This is a genomic window from Streptomyces liliifuscus (assembly GCF_016598615.1).
GTDB lineage: Bacteria > Actinomycetota > Actinomycetes > Streptomycetales > Streptomycetaceae > Streptomyces > Streptomyces liliifuscus.
The window spans coordinates 3,443,912-3,466,257 of the sequence record NZ_CP066831.1; the positions used below are offsets into that span (position 1 = coordinate 3,443,912).

A 22,346-nucleotide genomic window follows, 5' to 3' on the forward strand; every position below is an offset into this window, starting at 1 on the left:
GACCTGGCATGGGGGAGCCGAGTCGGGCTGTTAAGGACGGCGGCCGCGGCCGGGGTACTGGGGTCAGACCGCCTCGGCGGTCTCGGGCAGATCGATGGCGAGCTGCTCGGTCAGGTCCACCACGGCGGCGAGATCCCCGAAATCGCGTACAGCCGTGTCGACGGTTTTTCGGATACGAGTGTTGACCCGCTCGGAGCGCACCTTCTTGGCGATCCTGAGGGCCTGGCGCACCAGGACCGTGCTCTGCTCGGGCTCCCGCCGCAGGAGATGCACCGTGCCCATCCCGACGAGGTTGAGTGCGTACGAACGCTGGTGCTCGGTGTCCTTCTCGAAGAGGTCCACGGCCTTCTGCATGACGGGCTCGGCCAGCGAGGCGTACGTGGGGCTGCGGCCCGCGACGTAGGCGAGGTCGCGGAAGGAGTGGGAGTTCTCGCCGTGCAGCTCGGCCTCGGAGAAGAAGCGGATCCAGTCGGGCTCGGGCTCGCCGGACTCGACCGCGTCGCCGAAGGTGTCCTCGGCCATCCGGACGGCTCGCTTGCACTTTCCGGGCTGCCCCATGTTGGCGTAGGCCCGGGCCTCCATCGCATACAGCATGGACTGGGTTCGGGGGCTCGCGCAGTCGCGGCTTCCGTACTGGGCGAGGTGGATCAGTTCCAGAGCGTCGTCGGGCCGGCCGAGGTGGATCATCTGGCGGCTCATGCTGGACAGCACGTACGAGCCGAGCGGCTTGTCGGCGGCCTCCTTGGCGGCGTGCAGGGCGAGGACGAAGTACTTCTGGGCGGTCGGCTGGAGCCCGACGTCGTAGCTCATCCAGCCCGCCAGCTCCGCGAGCTCGGCGGCGACCTTGAACAGGCGCCTGGTGGTGGCCTCGGGCTGGGGCTCCTGGAGGAGGTCGGTCACCTCGTGCAGCTGGCCGACGACCGCCTTGCGGCGCAGGCCGCCGCCGCATTGCGCGTCCCACTGGCGGAACATGACCGTGGTGGATTCGAGGAGGTCCAGCTCGGGCTGGGAGAGCCGGCCGGGGCGGCGGGAGGCGGCGGCGGACTCGGGCTGCTCACGGGGGGTGACGGGGCTGGGCACCAGCCAGCGCTGCATGGGCTCGATCAGCGAGGGGCCCGCGGAGAGCGCCAGTGACGTGCCGAGGAATCCGCGGCGCGCCAGCATCAGGTCGCTGCGCGAGAACTCACCGATCAGGGCGACGGTCTGCGGACCGGTCCAGGGCAGGTCGACGCCGGACACGGACGGTGACTGGTGCGCGGCGCGCAGGCCCAGGTCCTCGACGGCGACGACACAGCCGAAGCGCTCGGAGAACAGCTCGGAGAGGATGCGCGGGATGGGCTCGCGGGGATTCTCGCCGTCCAGCCAGCGGCGGACGCGCGAGGTGTCCGTCGAGATGTGGTTGGCTCCCAACTGGCGCGCTCTGCGGTTGACTTGCCGCGCCAGCTCACCCTTGGACCAACCGCTGCGCACGAACCACGAGCCCAACAGCTCATTGGGGCGCTTGTCAGCAGTCGTCCCGCCTCCGCCGTTGCCGCCCACTGGAACGCCCCCATCCCTGAACCCACTTGTGCGCTGTGTGCGCCAAGCCCTACCAGAATGCCGGTACATATGGTCGTCCGTCCGGTGGTTCTCACCCATCGAACGGGAAGCCGAGTTGCCTCCGGCATACCCGCGAGTGCATGCGTCCCCAGGACCCGTGCACTCACGGTAATCCTACGATCACCCCTCCAGCCATGGCGATCCCGGAAACGCCACCATTCGCCACCCCTTCGAATGAACTCCCGGCGGCCTGTACGCGATTCACTTGACACATGACGGCCGGGAGTGGGCGGAGCGATGCACATCGGGGCGCGCGAAGCCGGACGCACCACCCGTGACACCACCGGGCGCCGCATGAACTGCACAGGGTCGGGAACAGAGAGTTACGGTTCCGTTCCGTCACGTAACCACCGGCGCGCTGGACCCGTTGGAGGGGGCATGGGCTTCACGATCGGCGGCATCCGCGAAATCCGGTCCGGCTCTCGTCGCCGCGGCCGCTCCTCGGAGTGCACGGCCGTGGCCGAGTTCACGGGGCTGTGGGGCTGGGACGTGGCGCCCGGCGCCCGGACCGCCGCGGGGACCTGCTCGTGCGGCCGGGCCGACTGCCCGGCACCCGGCGCGCACCCCCTGGACTTCGCCCCCGTCGTCCCGGCCGGCGCCACACTCGGCGAAGTGACGCAGGCCTGGGGCGAGTTCCCCGGTGCCGCGGTGATGCTTCCCGTGGGCCGCGCCTTCGACATCATCGAGGTCGCCGAGCCGGCCGGCCGCCGTGCCCTGGTCCGGCTCGAACGCATGGGGCTCCCGGTGGGCCCCGTGATCGCCACCCCGGACGGCCGCGCCCACTTCTTCGTCGCTCCCGGCGCCGCGGCCGAACTGCCCGATCTGCTCTACCGCATGGGCTGGGACGACGCCGCGCTCGACCTGCACGGCCTGGGCCCCGGCGCGTACATCACGGCCCCGCCCTCCGACCGCGCCGGCCTCGGCCCGGTCCACTGGCTCCGCTCCCCCGCCCTCGACTCGGCCACGAAGCCGCCCGCGGCACGGCTGTTGCTGGGGACGCTGGCGTACGTGGCGCATCGCTCGCGCGCGTAGACCAACGCGCGCATGGACCAACCCATACGGAAGGGCCCCACTCCATCTGCACCATGGACTGGGGCCCTTCCTCGCGTACGTACCTCTCGTACGGGACGTCACTCTCCGATAAGGGCATCCACGAACGCTTCCGGCTCGAACGGGGCCAGGTCGTCCGCGCCCTCGCCGAGGCCGACGAGCTTGACGGGGACGCCGAGTTCACGCTGGACGGCGATGACGATGCCGCCCTTGGCCGTGCCGTCGAGCTTGGTCAGGACGATGCCGGTGATGTCGACGACCTCGGCGAAGACCCGGGCCTGGACCAGACCGTTCTGACCGGTCGTGGCGTCCAGGACGAGCAGCACCTCGTCCAGCGGGGCGTGCTTCTCCACGACGCGCTTGACCTTGCCGAGCTCGTCCATGAGGCCGGTCTTGGTGTGCAGCCGGCCCGCGGTGTCGATGAGTACGACGTCCGCGCCCTCCTGGATGCCTTCCTTGACGGCGTCGAAGGCGATGGACGCGGGGTCGCCGCCCTCGGGGCCGCGTACGGTACGGGCGCCGACGCGCTCGCCCCAGGTCTGCAGCTGGTCTGCGGCGGCCGCACGGAAGGTGTCGGCCGCGCCGAGCACCACGTGCTTGCCGTCGGCGACGAGCACGCGCGCGAGCTTGCCGGTGGTGGTGGTCTTGCCGGTGCCGTTGACCCCGACGACCATCACGATGCCCGGGGTGACCAGACCGGACTCGGTGTTCACCGTGCGGTCGAAGTCGGGCACGAGGAGGGTGAGCAGTTCCTCGCGCAGCAGGGACCGCAGCTCGTCCGGAGTGCGTGTGCCGAGCACCCGTACGCGCTCGCGCAGCCGCTCGACCAGCTCCTGGGTGGGCTGCACGCCGACGTCGGCGGTGAGCAGGGTGTCCTCGATCTCCTCCCAGGTGTCCTCGTCGAGGTGCTCGCGCGAGAGGAGCGTGAGCAGCCCCTTGCCGAGCGCGTTCTGCGAGCGGGAGAGGCGGGCGCGCAGGCGGACCAGGCGGCCCGCGGTCGGCTCCGGGATCTCGACCGGGGGCGCTTCGACCACCGGCGCGGGCTCGTCGACGGCGACCGGCGCGCCCGACGAGGTGTCCGGAAGATCCACCTCCTCTATCGTGCGGCGCGGTTCGTCGCGCGGCGTCTCGGCCTCGTCGCCGATATGCGGCTCGGCCGGCGGAGCGGTGATGTCGGGGGCGGCGGGGGGCGACGGGGGCAGCTGCTTCCGCTTGCGGCTGCCGATGACGAGCCCGCCGAGCGCGCCGATCACGACCACGGCGATGACTACAGCAAGGATGACGATTTCCATAACAGCTCCAGTATGGCGTGACCTCCCGCTCGGCCGTTCGTTTCCGAGCGCGGGGCTGCATGCCCCACCGGCCGGATCGGCCCGCCGCCCGTTCCTGTGTCGGCCGGAAGCCCCTCAGGGGCGGAGTCACAGCGCACCCGGTATCGGATGCGTCACGGTACGCACAGCGTCCACTGGGCCGTGCCGGTGAACGCGGTGATCTCGCTGGTCCTCGGCGGCGTCCTGATGCTCTTCGCGACCAGCTTCATGAGCTCGTTCATCGCGTTCCTGTCGATGCTCGCGGTCGCGTTCTCCGCCTGGGTCGGCGTCTGCGGGGCGGACATGCTGCGCCGCCGGGGTACGACGCGAAGGCGCTGCTCGACACCACGCGCACCAGCGCCTACCGGTACCGCGGCGGCTTCGCCCGGGCCGCGGTCGCCGCGTGGGCCGTCGGCCCGGGTGCGGGACTCCTCTTCACCACGTCCGACCGATTCACCGGACCGCCGGCCTCCGGCAACCCGGTCGGCGAGTACGGCCTCGGCCGGGTGGCCACCATCGTCGTCTCCTTCCTCCTGTACGCGCTGCTCCCGAAGCCCGCGATGACCGCGCCCGAGCCGGGGCCGGGGCCGGGGCCGGGGCCGGGGCCGGGGCCGGGGCCGGGGCCGGGGCCGGAGTCGGAGTCGGAGTCGGAGTCGACGTCGGAGTCCGAGTCGGAGTCGGCCAAGAAGCCCGCCGCTCTGGCTGTCTGACGATCCGTCAGCTACCGTCCCCCTGCACCGACATCACCGGCACCCCACCCGGCTCGGCGAAGGGGGACTTTCCCATGCCCGCAACGGTCGTACGTTTCAACCTCGTTGAGCCCGGCGCGACACCCGCCTCGCTCAGCGCCCGCTACAAGGCCGCGCTGGAGATGGCCACTTACGCCGACGACCGCGGGATGACCACCGTGCAGACCGAGGAGCACCACGGCGTCGACAACAACTGGCTGCCCTCGCCGTTCACCTTCGCGGGCGCGGTCTTCGGCGCGACCCGGCGCATCGCGGTCACCGTCTCAGCGATCATCGGCCCGCTGCACGATCCACTGCGGCTGGCCGAGGACATCGCCGTACTCGACCTGCTGAGCGGCGGCCGGCTGATCACGGTCGCGGGGATCGGCTACCGGCCCGAGGAGTACGCGATCTTCGACGTGGAGTGGAAGCGACGCGGCCGTCTCCAGGACGAGCTCCTGGAGACCCTGCTGAAGGCATGGACCGGCGAGGAGTTCGAGTACCGGGGCCGTACGGCACGGGTCACACCGCGCCCCTTCTCTGATCCGCACCCCCTGCTGCTGGTCGGCGGCTCCTCCAAGGCGGCGGCCCGGCGCGCGGCCCGGCTCGGACTGCCGTTCTTCCCGAGCGCGCATCTGCCGGAGCTGGAGGCCTACTACAAGGAGCGGCTGGTCGAGTACGGCAAGGAGGGCTGGACCATGATGCCCTCGGCGGTCACCCCTCTCCTGCACCTCGCCGAGGACCCGGACCGCGTATGGGCCGAGCACGGCGAGCACTTCCTGCACGAGGCGAGGACGTACGCCTCCTGGCAGTCGTCCGACATCCGCTCGGCGGTGAGGTCGGCGGCCACGACGGTCGACGAGCTACGCGCCGAGGGCGTCTACCGGATCGTTACGCCGGACGAGTGCCTGGCACAGGGCCTCGACAGCTACGTACTGCATCCGCTGTCCGGCGGGATGCCGGTCGACGAGGGCTGGCGCAGCATGCACCTGTTCTGCGAGAACGTACTGCCCCGGCTCAAGGGCCTGTAGATCCTGGGGCGGATCTTCGAGGCCGAGCCGGGGCAGTACGTCCTACGGATACGGGGAGAGGGGCAGCGGGGACTTGGCCCTTCTCCCCGAGTTCGGGGAACCGGCGAGGACTCGCGCGTCGCGACCCGCGGAGGCCCGCCGGACGGACGGGCCTAGCCCATCTCCTCCAGGGTCTTGCCCTTGGTCTCCGTCACGAACTTGAGCACGAACGGGATGGAGAGCGCGGCGAAGACCGTGTAGATCACGTAGGTCAGGGAGAGGTTCCAGTCGGCCAGCGACGGGAAGCTCGCGGTGATGGCCCAGTTGGCGATCCACTGTGCGGAGGCCGCGACGCCGAGGGCGGCGGCGCGGATCTTGTTCGGGAACATCTCGCCGAGGAAGACCCAGACGACGACACCCCAGGAGAGGGCGAAGAAGAGCACGAACACATGGGCGGCGATCAGGGCGACCCAGCCCTGCGTGGCTGGCAGCTTGCCGTCGACGAGGTCGAACGAGAAGGCCCAGGCCTCCAGGCCAAGCCCGATGACCATGCCCACGGAGCCGATGAGCGCGAGCGGCTTGCGGCCGATCCGGTCGACGAAGATCATCGCGATCACGGTGCCGACGATGTTGATGATCGAGGTCGTGAACGAGTAGAAGAAGGACTCGGACGGGTCGACGCCGACCGACTGCCACAGCGTCGAGGAGTAGTAGAACGCGACGTTGATGCCGACGAACTGCTGGAAGACCGAGAGGCCGATGCCGATCCAGACGATCGGCTTGAAGAAGAAGGTCCCGCCCAGCAGGTCCTTGAAGACCGACTTGTGCTCGCTCTTCATGGCGTGCTCGATCTCGGCGACGCGGGCGTCCAGGTCGACGTTGTCGCCCTCGACCTCGCGCAGCACCTCACGGGCGCGCTCGTCCTTGCCCGCGGAGATCAGAAAGCGCGGCGACTCGGGGATCGCGAACGACAGCAGCCCGTACAGGACGGCCGGGATGACCATGACGCCGAGCATGACCTGCCAGGCTTCCAGGCCCATGATCTCGCCGCGCTGGTCGCCACCGGCGGCGTTCAGGATGCCCCAGTTGACCAGCTGCGAGATGGCGATGCCGATGACGATCGCGGCCTGCTGGAAGGAGCCGAGCCGTCCCCGGTACGCGGCGGGGGCGACCTCGGCGATGTAGGCCGGGCCGATGACCGAGGCCATACCGATGGCGAAGCCGCCGACGACCCGCCAGAAGGCCAGGTCGTACAGGGCGAAGGGCAGCGCGGAGCCGACGGCACTGACGGTGAAGAGCACGGCCGAGATCTGCATGCAGCGGATACGGCCGATGCGGTCGGCGATCCGGCCCGCGGTGGCGGCGCCGATCGCACAGCCGATCAGCGCGATGGCGATGACCTGGGCGAGGGCCGCGGAGCCGATGTCGTAGCGGTGCCGGATGGCCTCGACCGCGCCGTTGATCACGGCACTGTCGTAACCGAAGAGAAAACCGCCCATCGCGGCCGCCGCCGCGATGAAGATGACGTGCCCGAGGTGTTCGGGGTGAGCCTCGCGGGCTCCTGACTTGAGCGGCTGCGCTGAGCTGGTCACGTGTAACTCCTCGGGCCACCGGCCTCACTGCCGGGGGTGGGGGCGAGCCCTTCAGGACGGTGTTTCCAGTGGCGCACACGTTTACGCCGCCCACCACCTGAAGGTAAAAGCAACGCCGTCGAGACTATGCCTTCAAGTTTCGAAGTCAAGAGGGGGTGGATGTGACCAACGAGACCCATGGTGACGAGGATGTGTTCAACTCTTGAAGATACGGAAACGAGACGCTCCGTAGGGGGCGCGGGGAACTGCGCGACCAGCCACAACGAACCCGCACCCGAAAGACGACCGACCGCCCGGCGCTACCGCAACCGCTGACTGATCACCTTGGAAACACCATCCCCCTGCATGGACACGCCATACAGCGCGTCAGCGACTTCCATCGTCCGCTTCTGATGCGTGATCACGATCAACTGCGAAGCCTCCTGCAGCTCCTGCATGATCCGGATCAGCCGCTGAAGATTCGTGTCGTCCAGCGCCGCCTCGACCTCGTCCATCACATAGAACGGACTGGGCCGCGCCTTGAAGATCGACACGAGCATGGCCACGGCGGTCAGCGACCGCTCCCCGCCGGACAGCAGCGACAGCCGCTTGACCTTCTTCCCCGGCGGCCGCGCCTCGACATCGACGCCCGTGGTGAGCATGTTGTCGGGATCGGTGAGGATCAGCCGCCCGTCCCCACCCGGGAACAGCCGGCTGAAGACCCCTTCGAACTCCCGAGCCGTGTCCCAGAACGCCTGCGTGAAGACCTGCTCGACCCGCTCGTCGACCTCCTTCACCACCTGAAGAAGATCGGCACGCGTCTTCTTCAGGTCCTCCAGCTGCTCGCTGAGGAACTTGTGGCGCTCCTCCAGCGCGGAGAACTCCTCCAGGGCGAGCGGATTGACCTTGCCCAGCTGCTGGTAGGCCCGTTCGGCGGACTTGAGCCGCTTCTCCTGCTCGGCGCGGTGGAAGCGGCGGGGCTGGTTGCGCGGATGCTCGGGATCCTCCGGCAGCTCCTCGCCCTCGGCAGGCAGGGAGGGCGGTACGAGCTGGTCGGGCCCGAAGTCCGCGATCAGTCCCGCCGGTTCGACGCCCAGCTCCTCCAGCGCCTTGGCCTCCAGCTGCTCGATCCGCATCCGCTTCTCGGCCCCGAGTACCTCGCCGCGGTGCACCGAGTCCGTGAGCTTGTCGAGCTCGGCCTTCAGGTCGCGGCCCTCGTTCCGGGCGACGACGAGGTCCTGCTCGCGCCGCGCCTTGGCGCGCTCCGCGGCCGTACGCTCCTCGTCCGCCCGGGCGAGCGAGACCTCGACGTGCGCGAGGAGCTGCCGCGCACCGGAGGCGACGGCCCCGGCGACGGCGGCCTCGTGCCGCAGCCGTGCCTTGCGCTGCTCGGCACGCGCGCGTGCCTCACGTTCGGCGCGCGCGGCCCGGTCCAGCGAATCGGCCCGCCCGGCAAGCCCCTTGACCCGCTCCTCGTGCGTACGTGTCTGGAGCCGGGCCTCCATCTCGGTCTGCCGGGCGTTGGCCCCGTCGGCCGCGAGCCGGTCCCGTACGGAGGTGTCGGGCTCCTCCTCGAACGGCATCTCCTCGGCGACGGCGAGCCGTTCGGCCAGCTCCTCCGCCTCTTGCACGGCCCGTTCGAGGGCCTCCTGTGCACGGGCGGCCGCCGCGGTGCTCCGCTCGGCCTCTCCCGCGGCGCCCCGCGCCTGCCCGGCCAACCGCCCGAGCTGCTGGGCGACCTGGGACTTCTCCCGCTCACCGGCCCGTCGCCGTTCGCCCAACTCCTCGACGAGCGCGGTCCGTTCCCTGCGCAGCTCGGCGGCCCGGTGCTGCTCCTCGGTCAACTCCTCGCACAGCACGCCCAGTTCTTCCAGCTCGGCCGCCGCCTCGTCGACGGAGGCCTGTACTTCGAGCAGGCTCGGCGCCCCGGCGGAACCGCCCTGGGCGAAGTGCGCCCCGAGCAGATCCCCCTCGGCGGTCACCGCGGTCAGCTCGGGCCGGGAGTAGACGAGATCCTCGGCGTCCTCCAGCGTCCCGACCACGACGATGCCCCGCAGCAGCCGGCGTACGGCAGGCATGAGATCGGAGGGCCCACGGACAAGATCGGCGGCGAACGGCGGACCGCCGCGCTCCGGATCTCCCCCGGAGAACGTCCCACGGGCGCCCTCTCCGGCCCCTCCCGGTACGCCGCCGGTGTCGCCGGACGCTTCCCCGGCGGCGGGAGCGTCCGGCGCCCCCGCCAGCAACAGCGCCGCCCGTCCCCCGTCCTGCTTACGGAGCAGGCGGATGGCGTCCGCCGCCGCGGACGGGCTGGTCACCGCGATCGCGTCCGCCGCCGCACCGAAGGCCGCCGCGACCGGAACCTCGTGGCCGGGTGTGACGGAGAGCAGTTCGGCCGCCGGACCCAGCAGACCCGTCAGCCGGTCCTTCGCCACGAGCAGCGCCCCGGTGCCGTCCTTCCGGCGAAGCCCCAGGGACAGCGCCTCGTGGCGGGCCTGCGTGGCCGCGCGCTTGCGTTCGGCCGCGGTGGCGGCCTCACGGGCCTCGGTCAGGGCGGACTCGGCGTCGGCGAGGGCGCGCTTGGCCGTCTCGTGCCGCTCGGCGAGTTCCTCGTCGCCCGCGTCCAGGCCGTCGACCTCGGCCTTGAGCTGCTCGTACTCCTCCTGGGCGGCGACAGCCCGTTCCTGCGCCTCGTCGCGGGCGGAGGCGAGCCGGTCGATCTCCGCCTGGGCGGAGGCGGCGCGTGAACGGGCCGCGTTGACCTGCCCGTTCAGCCGGGCCAGACCTTCGCGGCGGTCGGCGATGGCGCGGGCCACGTCCTTCAGGCGACGCTCCTCCACGGCCAGTTCGCGCTCGAGGTCGGCCCGGTGGGAGACGGTGTCCTCCAGGGCCCGCTCGGCGGCCTCCAGGGCGGCTTCGAGCTCGGCCTCCTGCTCACGGATCCGGGCGGCCTCGCGCTCCATGTCCTCGGGGTCGCGCCCGCGCCGCTCCTCCGGCGGCTGGGCGGTCGCGCTCTTGACCCGGGCGTCCGCCAGGGAGATCGTGCCGCGCACCCGCTCGGCCAGCTGCGACAGCTCGTACCAGGTCTGCTGTGCTCTCTGCAGGCGCGGGGTGAGCCGCCGTACCTCGTCCTCCAGCATCGCCTCCCGCTGGAGCGCCTTCTTCAGCTCGGCCTCGGCCGCCTCCTTGCGTTCCTTGAGCGCGGCCTCGTCGGCGACCTCGGCCCGGAGCGCGCCCCGGAGCCGTACGAGATCGTCGGCGAGCAGCCGGAGGCGGGCGTCGCGGAGGTCGGCCTGGATCACGGCGGCCCGGCGGGCGACGGCGGCCTGCCGGCCCAGCGGCTTCAGCTGGCGCCGCAGTTCGTCCGTGAGGTCCTGCACACGCGCGAGGTTGGCCTGCATCGCGTCCAGCTTCCGCAGCGCCTTCTCCTTGCGCTTGCGGTGCTTGAGAACGCCCGCTGCCTCTTCGATGAAGGCGCGGCGGCCCATCGGATCGGCGTGCAGGACGGAGTCGAGCTGGCCCTGTCCGACGATGACGTGCATCTCGCGGCCAATGCCGGAGTCGGAGAGGAGTTCCTGGATGTCGAGGAGGCGACACGTGTCGCCATTGATCTGGTACTCGCTGCCGCCGTTGCGGAACATGATCCGCGTGATGGTGACCTCGGCGTACTCGATGGGCAGCGCGCCGTCGGAGTTGTCGATGGTCAGGGACACCTCGGCGCGGCCGAGCGGGGGCCGCCCGGTGGTGCCGGCGAAGATGACGTCCTCCATCTTGCCGCCGCGCAGCGACTTGGCGCCCTGCTCACCCATGACCCAGCTGAGGGCGTCCACGACATTGGACTTGCCCGAGCCGTTGGGGCCCACGACACAGGTGATGCCCGGCTCGAACCGCAGCGTGGTCGCCGAGGCGAACGATTTGAACCCGCGCAGGGTCAGGGCCTTGAGGTGCACGCAGCCGGACTCTACCTTCCGGGTGGGTCTCACTCCATGACCGCGCGGTTTCACCCTTGAACGTGCAGGGCACACCAAACGTTAAAGACAGTGAAAGAGTGCGCGGGGGCAAGAAAGACAAGAAAGAAGGGACGCCGAAGCGTCCCTTGCAACTCTGTCAGCGGCTGACACGGGCAGCCTGTTCACTGGTGGCGCGATGCGATTCAGTGATCAGGTGAGCGCAGGCTCCGCCTGGGGTACGTCGATGCTTTCGAGAAGCGAGTCGTGAGAAGCGGCAGCCGCGAGCGCGTCGTTCTCGGCCTGGATCCGTACGAGCTCGGATTCCAGGTCCTGGACGCGCTGCTGGAGCCGTCGCATCTCGGCAATGAGTCGCGGGTCGGAGCCGCCGACGTAACCGAGAAGCGCCTTTGCCATGATGGATGGTCCTCCACACTGAGTGACCGACCGAAGCGGTGTGGGTCGTGAGGGAATCGCACCCGCGATGCTTGGCACTGACGAGTTTTTGCTGCCGCTCTTACATGCCAAACAGCTAAGGTGCGCGGGGACTTTCAGCGTCTCACCAAAAAGTTTGACGGTCAACACGATCACGCCCCGTATTGGGGGCCAACCCGGGGCGCGCGGCTTGAGAACGGGCGGCGCGGCCACTGTTTCGGGGCCCTGGGGGCGTAGAGATCATCCTTACTCGCGGAGCCTGCCACGACAAGCGATTCTTGGCAACCACCAGGCGCTTTCTGCCTGTGGCAGGTGCCCGGCGCACGCCCCGCGCCCGCTGCCAGGGGTGTTGCGACCGGTGGAGCGGAGTGGATCTCACCGGATGGCGAAGCCGTCGTAGCCGCCGCGGGGGGTGTCCCAAATCTCAGTGACTCCGTCGACGCGGCCCGGCGTGTCGTCCCCCTGGAGCCAGTCGAGGAGTCGCTGGCATCCGGCGCGAGGGCCTTCGGAGACCACTTGGACCCGTCCGTCCCCCAAATTGAGAGCAAAACCACTCAGGCCGCCGATCTCCAGCGCCTTGGCCCGCGTGTACCAGCGGAAACCCACACCTTGGACCCGTCCGCGTACCCACGCGACCAGCCTTACATCCTCGCTCATGGCTGCACGCTAACCGGCCAAATGCTCTCGGAGCACTTCCTCCCCTTGCGCCATGGGGTACCGTCCCGACCCAATGAGCCTCACTCGTTCGGGTGAGGAACGTTGACCGCAAGGATGAGGAAGGCCAGGAGATGGGACGCCACCGACGCTCCGCCGCCGGCCGCGCCGCCACAGGCCGCGCCACCGGGGTCACACAAACGTACGATACATACGCGGGCGGTTACGCGGCGGCAGACTCGGGTGATTACGCGGGTGAGGGCGACTACGCGACCGCGGGTGACCACCTGACCGCCGGGGACTACCTGAACGGCAGCCCCTACGCGACCGCGGGCATGTACGACTCGCCGGGCGGCATACACGAGACCGGCGACCTCTACTCGAAGAGCGACACCTACCTCTTCGCCGCGGACCCGGCCACCCACGCCACGACCGGCTATGCGCCGGACGGCGGCTCCGGGCGCGGCCACCGCCGCCGCAAGAAGAACGTGACGCCCGTACGCACCGGTCTGCTCGGTGTCTCGGCCGCCGTCGCGATGGGTGCCGTCGCGGTCGCCTCCGGGCTGATACCGGGCAGCGACAGCCTCTCGATCGGCGGGGGCAACGCGGACAAGGTCCGCGCCCAGGACACGCCGAGCGACGTGCAGACCCAGGGCGGCACGGACGGCACCACGGACGAGCGCGAGGACTCGGGCACGAGCCGTGACCTGGAGCGCTCCGCGTCCCCGTCGGTCTCGCCGACGAAGGCCCCGGAGAAGACCGAGACGAAGACTCCCTCCGCGAAGCCGTCGACCAAGGCTCCCGTCAAGGAGAAGCCGAAGACCGAGCCGACCACCAAGGCGCCGGAGAAGAAGGCACCCGAGAAGGCTCCGTCGAAGGCCGTGTCCACCGCGTCCAAGGCCGAGGCCGAGGTGTTGTCGCTGGTCAACGAGGAGCGGGCGAAGGCCGGCTGCAGCCCGGTGACCGCGTCCAGCACGCTGGCGGCGCTGGCCGAGTCATTCAGCGAGGACATGGCCGCGCGGGGCTTCTTCGACCACACGGACCCGAGCGGGGCCTCCCCCTGGGACCGCGCGGAGAAGCTCGGCATAGCGAACCTCGGCGGGGAGAACATCGCCCGCGGCCAGGCCGACGCCGCCGCGGTGATGGAGGCCTGGATGAACAGCCCCGGCCACCGCGCGAACATCCTGAACTGCGACTTCAAGACCCTGGGCGTCGGCGCGCACTTCGCGTCGGGCGGCCCCTGGTGGACGCAGGACTTCGGCTATTAGCCGCGCGGAACCACAGAAGGACACCGGAGGGGACGCTAACGAAAAGTTAGCGCCCCCTCTGTAGTTTGCGCTGCGGCGAGTATTCTGGGCGCATGGACCTGACGGAACAGCCGACCTTCGCGTTCGACGTGTTCTCCAAGGCGTGCCCGTCCCGGGGCACGCTGGAGCACGTGACGGGGCGCTGGGGCGCGCTCACGCTGGGGGCGCTGTACGAGGGCTCGTTCCGTTTCAACGAACTGCGCCGGCGCGTCGACGGCGTCAGCGAGAAGATGCTGTCCCAGACCCTGCACGCGCTGGAGCGCGACGGCCTGGTGCACCGCGAGGCACAGCCGACGAATCCGCCGCGGGTGGACTACGAACTGACGCCGCTGGGCCGCGAGGTCGCCGAGCGGCTGCTGTCCCTCATCCACTTCGTGCAGGGACACATGGACGGCATTCTGGAAGCGCGCGAGCGTTACGACACGGCGCGCGGGGGCCGCTGACAGCGCGGGCAGAAGTAGCTGGACCGGTTCATCCAGGGCCTGCGCCGCATCAGGGTGCCGCAGCGCCGGCACGGCTCGCCCTCCCTGCCGTACGCGTCGAGCGAGCGGTCGAAGTACCCCGACTCCCCGTTCACGTTGACGTAGAGGCTGTCGAAACTGGTGCCGCCGACGGCGAGGGCGGCGTTCATCACATCCCGTACGTGGCCCAGGAGTTCGGCCGTGCGCGGGCGTGTGAACCCGGTGGTGGGGCGCTCGTAGTGCAGCCGCGCACGCCAAAGCGCCTCGTCCGCATAGATGTTGCCGACGCCGCTGATCAACGACTGGTCCAGCAGGGCGCGTTTGACCGTCGTACGCCGACGCCGCAGCGCCTCGTGGAACGCGTCGTCGTCGAACAGCGGGTCCAGCGGGTCGCGGGCGATGTGCGCGATGACGTCGGGCAGCCCGTCGGGCGACGTCTCGTGCAACGACAGCCCTCCGAAGGTGCGTTGGTCGACGAAACGGAGTTCGGTGTGGAGCTCGTCCTCGAACCGGACGCGGATCCGCAGATGCTTCTCGTCGACAGCGTCCTGCGGCTGGACGAGGAGTTGTCCGCTCATCCCGAGGTGCGCGAGAACGGCACTCGGGGAGTCCGCGAGCGGCAGCCAGAGGTACTTGCCACGACGCTGGGCCAGTCCGATCCGGTGCCCCTTGAGCCGGGCCCCGAAGTCCTCACCGCCCGCGATGTGCCGGCGCACCGCGCGCGGGTGCAGCACCTGCACATCGGCGACGATCCGTCCGCTGACCCAGCGTTCGAGGCCCCGTCGTACGACCTCGACCTCGGGCAGTTCGGGCACGGCTTCTCCTCCGGATGCGTGGGCCGACGACTCGGGCGCCCCGGACCGGGGCCGCGCGCCCGCAGCGTACCGCCGGCGCCCCCGAACGCGATCGCCCGCCCCCTCGGACGGGGGACGGGCGATCGGTCACAGCGCCGAACTGCGGATCGTTCAGGCGGAAGCGGTGTCGGATGCCGCCGTCGAGGGAGCCTCGACGGCTTCATCGGCCACCGCGGCCTCCTTGGTGGCTGCGGCCTTCTCGGCTGCCGCGGCCTTCTCGGCCTCCGCGGCAGCTTCGGCTGCCGCAACGGCCTCGGCCTGCGCGGAGGCCTTGGCGGCGGACGCCTCGGCCTCCGCCGCGGCCTTCGCCACCTTCGCGCGTTCGTCCGCGGCGGAGCGGATCGCACGCCACGCGGACTCCGCGGCCTGCTGCTCCGCCTCCTTCTTGCTGCGGCCGGTGCCGGTGCCGTACGAGACGCCTCCGACGCGGGCAGCAGCAGTGAAGGTCTTCTCGTGGTCCGGGCCGGTCTCGGTGACCAGGTACTCGGGCACGCCGAGCCCCTCGGTCGCCGTGAGCTCCTGGAGACTGGTCTTCCAGTCCAGGCCCGCTCCCAGATTCGAGGATTTCTCGATCAGCGGGTCGAAGAGACGGTGGACGAGTTCGCCCGCCGCGTCGAGACCCTGGTCGAGATAGACAGCGCCGATCACCGCTTCAAGGGTGTCGGCGAGGATGGACGCCTTGTCCCGGCCGCCCGTGCCCTCTTCGCCCCGGCCGAGCCGGATGAAGGAGCCGAGTTCGAGCCCGCGGCCCACCTCCGCAAGCGCACGCGAATTGACCACCGCGGCCCGCAGCTTGGCCAGTTGGCCTTCAGGCAGGTCGGGGTGGGTTCGGTACAGCGTGTCCGTGACCACGAGGCCGAGCACGGAGTCCCCGAGGAACTCCAGGCGCTCGTTGGTCGGCAGACCGCCGTTCTCGTACGCGTACGAACGGTGGGTCAGTGCACGCACCAGAAGGGCGGACTCGAGCTTGTACCCGAGCCGCCCTTCCAGAAGCGTGTGGGACGAGGCTGTGTTGTCCGCCTTTTTCTTGGCGTTTACGTCCGCCTTGGCGTCAGACATGAAGCCTCTCACCAGCCGCTCAGACCTCGAGGACCTGGCGCTTGTTGTAGGTGCCGCAAGCGGGGCACGCGATGTGCTGCAGCTTGGGCTCGTGGCAGCGCTCGCACGCAACCAGGGTGGGGACCGCAGCCTTCCACTGCGACCGGCGGTGGCGCGTGTTGCTGCGCGACATCTTCCGCTTCGGAACAGCCACGGCTACTTCTCCTGCTTCTCGTTGGCGCGCGCCGGTCGAGGCGCTTCGCCACTGATCTCGTCCTTCTCGCCATCTTCGAGTGAACCGGCGAGTCCCTGCAGTGCCGCCCAACGGATGTCGACGGCGTCGTGGTGGTGGTCCGGGTCGTCCGCGAGCCGGGCTCCGCACTGGGAGCACAGGCCGGGGCAGTCGTCCTGGCACACCGGCTGCATCGGCAGTGCGAGCACCACCGCATCACGCAGCACGGGTTCGAGGTCGAACAAACCGTCCTCGATGAAGAGCGTGTCCTCGTCGTCCTCGGCGTCGTCGGCCGGCTCCGCTTTCACACGGCCCCGGTCGTCGGCGTCAGGGTACGGGAACATCTCCTGGAAATCCGCTTCGAGCTGCTGCTCGACCGGCTCCAGACACCTTACGCACTCCCCCTTGGCCTGTGCACGGGCGGTGCCTGTGACAAGCACACCTTCCATGACCGACTCGAGGCGGAGGCCGAGCTTCACCGGGGCGCCTTCCGGCACTCCGATGACTCCCTGGATACCGAAATCCTTGGGAGCGTCGATCTCACGGGTCAGGCGCTGCAGCGCGCCAGGACGCCGCCCCAGCTCGTGTGTGTCGAACACGAGAGGGTTGCGGTGGTCGAGGCGGGCGTTCAGGGCCATTCCTGCTTTCGATCTTGAAACTCTGTGGGGCGCTGCCCTTCGGTGCTTCCCGGGCAGCGTTGATCGCGGACGTACACGCGACCGAAGAACCAGGGTACTGGACCTTTCGCTCTCGGCCCAATCCGGCCTCAGCGCCCCTGTTCGTACGCCCTGAGCTGCTCCGCGCTGATCATGGTGGTGTCGAAGAGACTGGTCTCGTCGAGGGCGTTCGCCTGCGCCTGCTGCGGCTGGGGCGCCTGCGGGGACTGGCCGTACGCCTGCTGAAGGTTCGGGTCGTACGCGGCCTGCTGGTCGTAGCCCTGCTGCTGCGGATAGGCGGCGTACGGATCGGCGGTCTGCTGCTGGTAGCCGTATCCGTCCTGCTGCGCGTACTGCTGCTGGTACCCGTACGGATCGGCGGTCTGCTGCTGATAGGCGTACGCGTCCTGCTGGGCGTACTGCTGCTGGGGCACGGGCTCCGGGGCCTGGGGCTGGACGGCCGGCTGGGCGGGCCGCTCGGAGAGGTCCGAGAGGCCGTCCAGGTACTCGGCGTCGGTGGTGTGCTGCGCGTTGCCGTCCTCGGCGAAACCGCCCAGGTCGCCGAGGTCGTCGCTGGCGATCCGGCCGTGCAGCTTCTGGCGGCCGCGGCCGACGGCGTCCAGGGTCTTGGCGAGCACCGCCTCGAAGGCGCCGAGCTTGACGTCGACGTACTCGTCGGCGTTGCGGCGCAGGGTCTCGGGGTCGTGGCTGCGCTCGGGAGCGTCCTCGTCCTCGTAGCCCTGCTCGTCGGTGCCGGGGCCCGTGCCGAGGAGCTTCTCGCGACCGCGGCCGACGGAGCCGAGGGTCTTGGTGAGGACGACCTCGAAGTTGGCGAGCTTGGAGTCGACGTACTCGTCGGCCTCGGCGCGGACGTCCTCGGCCTCCTTGCGGGCCTCGGAGAGGATGCGGTCCGCCTCGTTCTGCGAGCGGCGGGCGACCTCGGTGTCGGAGATCAGGCTGCCGCGCTCGGCGTGCGCGGACTCGATGATCCGCTCGGCCTCCAGGCGGGCCTGCTCGACCATCTGCTCGCGGCCGCCGATCAGCTCCTCGGCCTGGGCGAGGGAGCCGGGCAGCGCCTGGCGCACCTCTTCGAGCAGGGAGAGGAGCTCGGCGCGGTTGACCACGCACGAGGCCGACATGGGCATGGAACGGGCGCTGCCGACCGCCGAGACGATCTCATCGAGCTTCTTCTGCACGTCCACCGTGTGCTCGCCACTCTCTACAGCTGTGATGGAGACGGACGCCTCGACTGTACGACCACACCCGCCCCTCCCGACACCGGGTGACGCACTGTCAGGTGCCCGGGGCTCCGTCAGTCCTTCTTGAGCCGCTCCCTGAGCGCTTCCAGGACCACCGGCGGCACCAGGTGGGCGACGTCGCCGCCCCAGGTCGCGACCTCCTTGACCAGCGAGGAGGACAGGAAGCTGTAGGTGGGGTTGGTCGGGACGAAGAGGGTCTCGACACCGGAGAGGCCGTTGTTCATCTGGGCCATCTGCAGCTCGTAGTCGAAGTCGCTGACCGCGCGCAGGCCCTTGACGATGGCCGGGATGTCGCGCTCCTTGCAGAAGTCGACGAGGAGGCCGTGGAAGGACTCCACCTCGACGTTGCCGAACTCCGCGGTGACCTGGCGGATCAGGTCGATCCGCTCCTCGATCTCGAACAGGCCCCTCTTGGACTGATTGATCATCACCGCGACGTGCACGACGTCGTACAGCTTGGAAGCTCGGGCGATGATGTCGAGATGTCCGTTGGTAATCGGGTCGAACGACCCGGGACAGACGGCGCGGCGCACTTGAGATCCCTCGCTCTCCGGTCCGGTCATCGTGCGTCTTCGCACGTAGAGGCGGCGCGACCGTACCAAAACGTTCCCTCGCCGTAGCGACGGGACCTCAATGCCTCGAAGCCGTCGGGCCACCGGAATTCGCCGCCTCTAGTACTGCGCTCAACGGTGACGAGCGCTTCGCCCGCGAGCCAGCCCCCGGAGCGGAGTGTGAGCAGGATCTCGCGAAGATCGTCGTCCGTGACGGCGTACGGCGGATCGAGAAAGACGAGGTCGTACGGGGCTGCCGGCGCCGCCGCGCGGATGATCTGTTCCGCTTTGCCCGGTCTGACCTCGGCGCCGGGGAGGCCCAGTGCCTTCACGTTCTCCCGGATCGTGCGGGCCGCGCGGGCGTCGGCCTCCACGAGGAGGGTGTGTCCGGCGCCGCGGCTCAGCGCCTCCAGGCCGACGGCGCCGGAGCCCGCGTACAGGTCGAGGACGCGGTCGCCTTCCAGGGGGCCGCCGAGCAGGGACTGCCAGGTGGAGAAGAGTCCCTCCCGGGCGCGGTCGGAGGTGGGGCGGGTGCCGTTTCCCGGCGGGACGGCCAGGCGGCGTCCGCCGGCCCGGCCCGCGATCACGCGCGTCATCTCTTCTCGTTCTGTCGGTGCGCTGGGTGGGACACCTCCAGTCTCTCAGAGCCCGTGTCCGCCGGCCGGGGCCGCCGGGCTCTCGTGTTCCGCACGTGAGGTCTTCCGTCACCTCGCCATCAGCTGCTTGAGAATCCTGCTGCGCAGCGGGTCCGTGTCCGGTAGCCCGAGTTCCTCGGTGATGACCCGGGCCCGGGTCCAGGCGGTGCGGGCGGCCTCGGGGTCGGCGGCGGTGTCGTGGGTGTCTCCGAGGTAGGCGAGACCGGTGGCCTCGCTGTGGCGGTCGCCGGTTCTGCGGAACAGGGCGAGTGCCTGCCCGTAGCAGTCGACGGCCTCCTCGTACCGACCGAGGTGGTGGAGGATGTAGCCGAGGCTGTCCCAGGTGTGGCCCTGGCTGTGGAGATCCCCGGTCTCCAGGGTGAGTGCGAGGGCCTGCCGACAGTCCGTGAGGGCCCGGTGATGGTCTCCCAGCCGAGCGCGGAACCAGCCGATGTGATTGAGAGCGGCCGACTGTCCGGCCCGGTCGTCGGCGGCCCGGGAGTGACCGAGGCTGTGGTGGGCGTGTCCGAGTGCCTGCCGGGAGTCTCCCTGGGCCCCGGACAGCCGGGCGAGGTGCAGATGCGCGCGGGCCTGACCGGGGTGGCTGCCGAGTTCACCGAACAGGTCCAGGGCGAGCTGGTAGTGGGTGCGGGCGTCGTCCGGGTGGTCCAGCCGGTCCTGGGCGATCCCGAAACCCCGGTGGGCATTGGCCTGTCCGGCCCGGTCTCCCCGGCGCCGTGCGGAGTCCAGAGCAGTGGCCTGGGCGGCCGCCAGCGCCGGCCAGTACCCGTGCCGGTCGAGAAAGCTGGTCAGCGTCGAGGCGAGCTGCCAGGCGTGGGTGTCGAAGCCGGTGGCCGGGGCCCGTTCGATCGCGGCGAGCAGGACGGGGTGCTCGGCGACGAACCAGGCCTTCGCCTCCTGGTGGTTCGAGGGTTCCTCGGGGACGGCGCCCGGCAGGGCAGGAGGCAGGGTGATCAGTTTTCGCTCGTAGGGCGTCAGCAACGCGTCGGCGGTGCGGGCGGTGTGCAGGTAGTGGTCGAGCATCCGGTGCGTCGCCGCGTACCGGTCGGTCTCGGTGTCCACCGTGTCCACCAGTTCGGTGGCGTAGGCGCGCAGCAGGTCGTGGCAGGCGTACCGGCCCGGAGCGTGCTCGGTGAGCAGGTGCGCGCGGGTCAGTTCGGCCATCAGCGCACGCGCGCGCCCGGCCGGGACCCCCGCCAGGCCGGCCACGCCCGGCAGGGCGATGTCCGGTCCCGGGTGGAGGCCGAGCAGCCGGAAGAGCCGGGCGGCGTCGGCGCTCAGCGTCCGGTAGGACCAGGAGAACACGGCCCGCACCTGAGTGGCCGGGTCCCCGCCGTCCAGGGCGTCCAGCGGGCTGCCGGCTTCCCGCAGCTCCCCGGCGAGCGCGGCGAGCGGCAGGTGGGGCTGGGCGGCGGCGCGGGCCGCCACCACCGCCAACGCCAGCGGGAGCCCCGCGCACCGGGCGACGATCTCCTCCACGGCAGCGGGCTCGGCGGCCACCCGGTCCGCACCGAGGCGGCCGGTCAACAGATCCCGGGCCTCCGCGCGGGCGAGCAGGTCGACGGTCAGCAGCTGGGCGCCCTCGACCGCGACCAGGCTGGTGAGCCGGTTCCGACTGGTGACCAGTGCCAGACATCCCGGCGCACCGGGCAACAGCGGACGGACCTGCTCCGCGTCGCGGGCGTTGTCCAGCACCACCAGTACCCGTCGGCCGGCCAGCAGACTCCGGTACAGACCCACCTGCGCCTCCAGACCGGCCGGGACGCGGGCCGGTGGGACCCCGAAGGCGTCGAGGAAGCCCCGTACCGCCTCCGCCGGGTCCATCGTCGAGCCGCCGGGGTCGAACCCGCGCAGATTCACATGGAGTTGCCCGTCGGGAAAGGTCTCCCGCACCCGATGCGCCCAGTGCACGGCCAACGCGGTCTTGCCCACCCCCGCGGTGCCCGACACGGCGGAGATCACCACCGCGGCCGACTGCTCCGCCGCTGCGGCCAGGACCGCCTCCAGACGGACGAGTTCTTCTCCGCGGCCGGTGAAACCACGTACGCCGATGGGCAGTTGCGCCGGGATCTCGGTCGGCCACGTCGCCGGCGATGCAGGCCACCGGGTCGTGGGAGGCGCGACCGGAGTCTGCGCGGACAGGACCTGTGCCTGTGCCTGTGCCTGTGCCTGTGCCTGTGTGAGCAGCGATTGCGGCTGCCCCCGGGTTCCCCGCGAAGAGGGCCTGGACGGGTGCCCCTGGAGGATCGCTCGGTGGGCCTCCCGCAGGCCCGGGCCCGGGTCGGCGCCCAGTTCCTCCGCCAGACGCTGCCGGATCGCGGCGTAGTGGTCCAGCGCCTCCGCGCCGCGCCCGACAGCGTGCAGAGCCCTCATCAGTACCTCGGCCAACGGCTCCACCAGGGGATACTCACCCAGCAAGTCGGGCAGCAGGCCGATCACGGCCAGGGGATCCCCGATGCGCAACTCCGCGTGTGCCCACCCGATGGCGGCGTCCACCCGCCGACGCCGCCATGCCTCGCGCACCCGCACCGCCCATGGCCCGTCCAGACCGGCCAGCGGCTCGCCACGCCACAGGCCGAGCGCCTCACGCAGCAGTAGGGCTCGCTCGCCGTCCGGCTGCCCGGGTCCCCGAGCCCGGTCGATCAGCCGGCGGAACCGATGTACGTCCACCTGCTCCGGAGCCGCGTCCAGCAGGTAGCCGCCGGAGCGGCGCACCAGGCATAAGAGGGGCTCGTCGGCACCACCGGTCTGCTCGCACACGCGCCGGATCCGGGCGATGTGGGCGTACACCGCGCGCCGGGCTCCCTGAGGCGGATCCATGCCCCAGACCCGCTCGAGCATCACGTCCGTCGTGACGGGTCGGCCGACGTCCACCGCCAGCGCCGCCAGTACCGTACGGCGCTGCGGAGGCCCCACCTCCACCGCCCGGCCCCCCACGGCCAGCTCGATGGGGCCCAACATCCGTAGTTCCACCATGATTTCGGTACTCCTTGAGCAGCCCTGCCCCCATCGGACATCCACAGATTCG

Annotated in this window: 18 protein-coding genes and 1 pseudogene; 5 read left to right on the forward strand and 14 right to left on the reverse strand. The window is 70.5% G+C overall.

The features are described 5' to 3' along the window. Positions 1-63 precede the first annotated feature (63 nt). A complete protein-coding gene (nsdA, locus tag JEQ17_RS14450; RefSeq protein ID WP_200395644.1) occupies positions 64-1,539 on the reverse strand; it encodes a transcriptional repressor NsdA in 1,476 nt (491 codons plus the stop codon). A gap of 438 nt (positions 1,540-1,977) precedes the next feature. On the opposite strand from nsdA, the gene JEQ17_RS14455 reads away from it, so the two are divergent. After that, positions 1,978-2,631: a bifunctional DNA primase/polymerase gene (locus JEQ17_RS14455; RefSeq protein WP_200395645.1), complete on the forward strand. Its 654-nt coding sequence runs from the start codon at positions 1,978-1,980 to the stop codon at positions 2,629-2,631. 98 nt (positions 2,632-2,729) lie between these two features. Here the strand turns inward: JEQ17_RS14455 and ftsY are convergent, their stop codons facing one another. Next, positions 2,730-3,941, reverse strand: a complete 1,212-nt coding sequence (ftsY, locus tag JEQ17_RS14460; RefSeq protein WP_200395646.1) for a signal recognition particle-docking protein FtsY — start codon at positions 3,939-3,941, stop codon at positions 2,730-2,732. Between the two features lie 171 nt (positions 3,942-4,112). Here ftsY and JEQ17_RS14465 point away from each other — a divergent pair. Then, positions 4,113-4,543 (forward strand): annotated as a pseudogene (locus JEQ17_RS14465) (cytosine permease); the annotation flags it as partial. Between the two features lie 200 nt (positions 4,544-4,743). Continuing rightward, complete coding sequence (locus JEQ17_RS14470) at positions 4,744-5,718, forward strand: LLM class flavin-dependent oxidoreductase (protein ID WP_200395647.1); 975 nt, start codon at positions 4,744-4,746, stop codon at positions 5,716-5,718. Between the two features lie 152 nt (positions 5,719-5,870). Here the strand turns inward: JEQ17_RS14470 and JEQ17_RS14475 are convergent, their stop codons facing one another. The 4 genes from JEQ17_RS14475 to JEQ17_RS14490 form a co-directional block, all read right to left on the reverse strand. Further along, the gene (locus tag JEQ17_RS14475) at positions 5,871-7,289 is read right to left on the reverse strand and encodes a sugar porter family MFS transporter (protein ID WP_200395648.1); all 1,419 of its coding nucleotides are present in this window, start codon (positions 7,287-7,289) and stop codon (positions 5,871-5,873) included. Positions 7,290-7,588: 299 nt separating this feature from the next. Beyond that, complete coding sequence (gene smc / locus JEQ17_RS14480; protein WP_200395649.1) at positions 7,589-11,218, reverse strand: chromosome segregation protein SMC; 3,630 nt, start codon at positions 11,216-11,218, stop codon at positions 7,589-7,591. Positions 11,219-11,428: 210 nt separating this feature from the next. After that, complete coding sequence (locus JEQ17_RS14485) at positions 11,429-11,632, reverse strand: hypothetical protein (protein WP_028802434.1); 204 nt, start codon at positions 11,630-11,632, stop codon at positions 11,429-11,431. Positions 11,633-12,025: 393 nt separating this feature from the next. After that, positions 12,026-12,307: an acylphosphatase gene (locus JEQ17_RS14490; protein WP_143640652.1), complete on the reverse strand. Its 282-nt coding sequence runs from the start codon at positions 12,305-12,307 to the stop codon at positions 12,026-12,028. A 131-nt stretch (positions 12,308-12,438) separates the two neighbouring features. Between JEQ17_RS14490 and JEQ17_RS14495 the strand changes: the two genes are divergently transcribed. Beyond that, the gene (locus JEQ17_RS14495; RefSeq protein WP_200395650.1) at positions 12,439-13,572 is read left to right on the forward strand and encodes a CAP domain-containing protein; all 1,134 of its coding nucleotides are present in this window, start codon (positions 12,439-12,441) and stop codon (positions 13,570-13,572) included. Between the two features lie 92 nt (positions 13,573-13,664). After that, on the forward strand, positions 13,665-14,054 hold the full coding sequence (locus tag JEQ17_RS14500) for a winged helix-turn-helix transcriptional regulator (RefSeq protein WP_200395651.1): 390 nt from the start codon (positions 13,665-13,667) through the stop codon (positions 14,052-14,054). Here JEQ17_RS14500 and mutM read toward each other — a convergent pair. The 8 genes from mutM to JEQ17_RS14540 all read right to left on the reverse strand — a co-directional run bounded on the left by mutM (position 14,027) and on the right by JEQ17_RS14540 (position 22,294). Next, on the reverse strand, positions 14,027-14,887 hold the full coding sequence (gene mutM / locus JEQ17_RS14505; protein ID WP_200395652.1) for a bifunctional DNA-formamidopyrimidine glycosylase/DNA-(apurinic or apyrimidinic site) lyase: 861 nt from the start codon (positions 14,885-14,887) through the stop codon (positions 14,027-14,029). The genes JEQ17_RS14500 and mutM overlap by 28 nt on opposite strands. Before the next feature lie 150 nt (positions 14,888-15,037). Next, complete coding sequence (gene rnc, locus JEQ17_RS14510) at positions 15,038-15,985, reverse strand: ribonuclease III (RefSeq protein ID WP_200395653.1); 948 nt, start codon at positions 15,983-15,985, stop codon at positions 15,038-15,040. Positions 15,986-16,004: 19 nt separating this feature from the next. Next, positions 16,005-16,178: a 50S ribosomal protein L32 gene (gene rpmF / locus JEQ17_RS14515; protein ID WP_006139588.1), complete on the reverse strand. Its 174-nt coding sequence runs from the start codon at positions 16,176-16,178 to the stop codon at positions 16,005-16,007. A gap of 2 nt (positions 16,179-16,180) precedes the next feature. After that, on the reverse strand, positions 16,181-16,834 hold the full coding sequence (locus JEQ17_RS14520; RefSeq protein WP_200395654.1) for a YceD family protein: 654 nt from the start codon (positions 16,832-16,834) through the stop codon (positions 16,181-16,183). Between the two features lie 128 nt (positions 16,835-16,962). Next, the gene (locus tag JEQ17_RS14525; RefSeq protein WP_200395655.1) at positions 16,963-18,054 is read right to left on the reverse strand and encodes an ATP synthase F0 subunit B; all 1,092 of its coding nucleotides are present in this window, start codon (positions 18,052-18,054) and stop codon (positions 16,963-16,965) included. A gap of 110 nt (positions 18,055-18,164) precedes the next feature. After that, positions 18,165-18,644 (reverse strand): pantetheine-phosphate adenylyltransferase, encoded by a 480-nt coding sequence (coaD, locus tag JEQ17_RS14530; protein WP_055616180.1) that lies wholly within the window; start codon positions 18,642-18,644, stop codon positions 18,165-18,167. Positions 18,645-18,670: 26 nt separating this feature from the next. Beyond that, a complete protein-coding gene (gene rsmD, locus JEQ17_RS14535) occupies positions 18,671-19,258 on the reverse strand; it encodes a 16S rRNA (guanine(966)-N(2))-methyltransferase RsmD (protein WP_200395656.1) in 588 nt (195 codons plus the stop codon). A gap of 108 nt (positions 19,259-19,366) precedes the next feature. After that, positions 19,367-22,294: an AfsR/SARP family transcriptional regulator gene (locus JEQ17_RS14540; RefSeq protein ID WP_200395657.1), complete on the reverse strand. Its 2,928-nt coding sequence runs from the start codon at positions 22,292-22,294 to the stop codon at positions 19,367-19,369. Positions 22,295-22,346: the final 52 nt, after the last annotated feature.

What these genes read in the sequence shown, in the direction of transcription:
- JEQ17_RS14455 (WP_200395645.1), top strand. Translation starts at nt 1,978, where the DNA reads ATGGGCTTCACGATCGGCGGCATCCGCGAAATCCGGTCCGGCTCTCGT.
- ftsY (WP_200395646.1), bottom strand. Translation starts at nt 3,941, where the DNA reads ATGGAAATCGTCATCCTTGCTGTAGTCATCGCCGTGGTCGTGATCGGC.
- JEQ17_RS14470 (WP_200395647.1), top strand. Translation starts at nt 4,744, where the DNA reads ATGCCCGCAACGGTCGTACGTTTCAACCTCGTTGAGCCCGGCGCGACA.
- JEQ17_RS14485 (WP_028802434.1), bottom strand. Translation starts at nt 11,632, where the DNA reads ATGGCAAAGGCGCTTCTCGGTTACGTCGGCGGCTCCGACCCGCGACTC.
- JEQ17_RS14490 (WP_143640652.1), bottom strand. Translation starts at nt 12,307, where the DNA reads ATGAGCGAGGATGTAAGGCTGGTCGCGTGGGTACGCGGACGGGTCCAA.
- JEQ17_RS14495 (WP_200395650.1), top strand. Translation starts at nt 12,439, where the DNA reads ATGGGACGCCACCGACGCTCCGCCGCCGGCCGCGCCGCCACAGGCCGC.
- JEQ17_RS14500 (WP_200395651.1), top strand. Translation starts at nt 13,665, where the DNA reads ATGGACCTGACGGAACAGCCGACCTTCGCGTTCGACGTGTTCTCCAAG.
- rnc (WP_200395653.1), bottom strand. Translation starts at nt 15,985, where the DNA reads ATGTCTGACGCCAAGGCGGACGTAAACGCCAAGAAAAAGGCGGACAAC.
- JEQ17_RS14520 (WP_200395654.1), bottom strand. Translation starts at nt 16,834, where the DNA reads ATGGCCCTGAACGCCCGCCTCGACCACCGCAACCCTCTCGTGTTCGAC.
- rsmD (WP_200395656.1), bottom strand. Translation starts at nt 19,258, where the DNA reads ATGACGCGCGTGATCGCGGGCCGGGCCGGCGGACGCCGCCTGGCCGTC.
- JEQ17_RS14540 (WP_200395657.1), bottom strand. Translation starts at nt 22,294, where the DNA reads ATGGTGGAACTACGGATGTTGGGCCCCATCGAGCTGGCCGTGGGGGGC.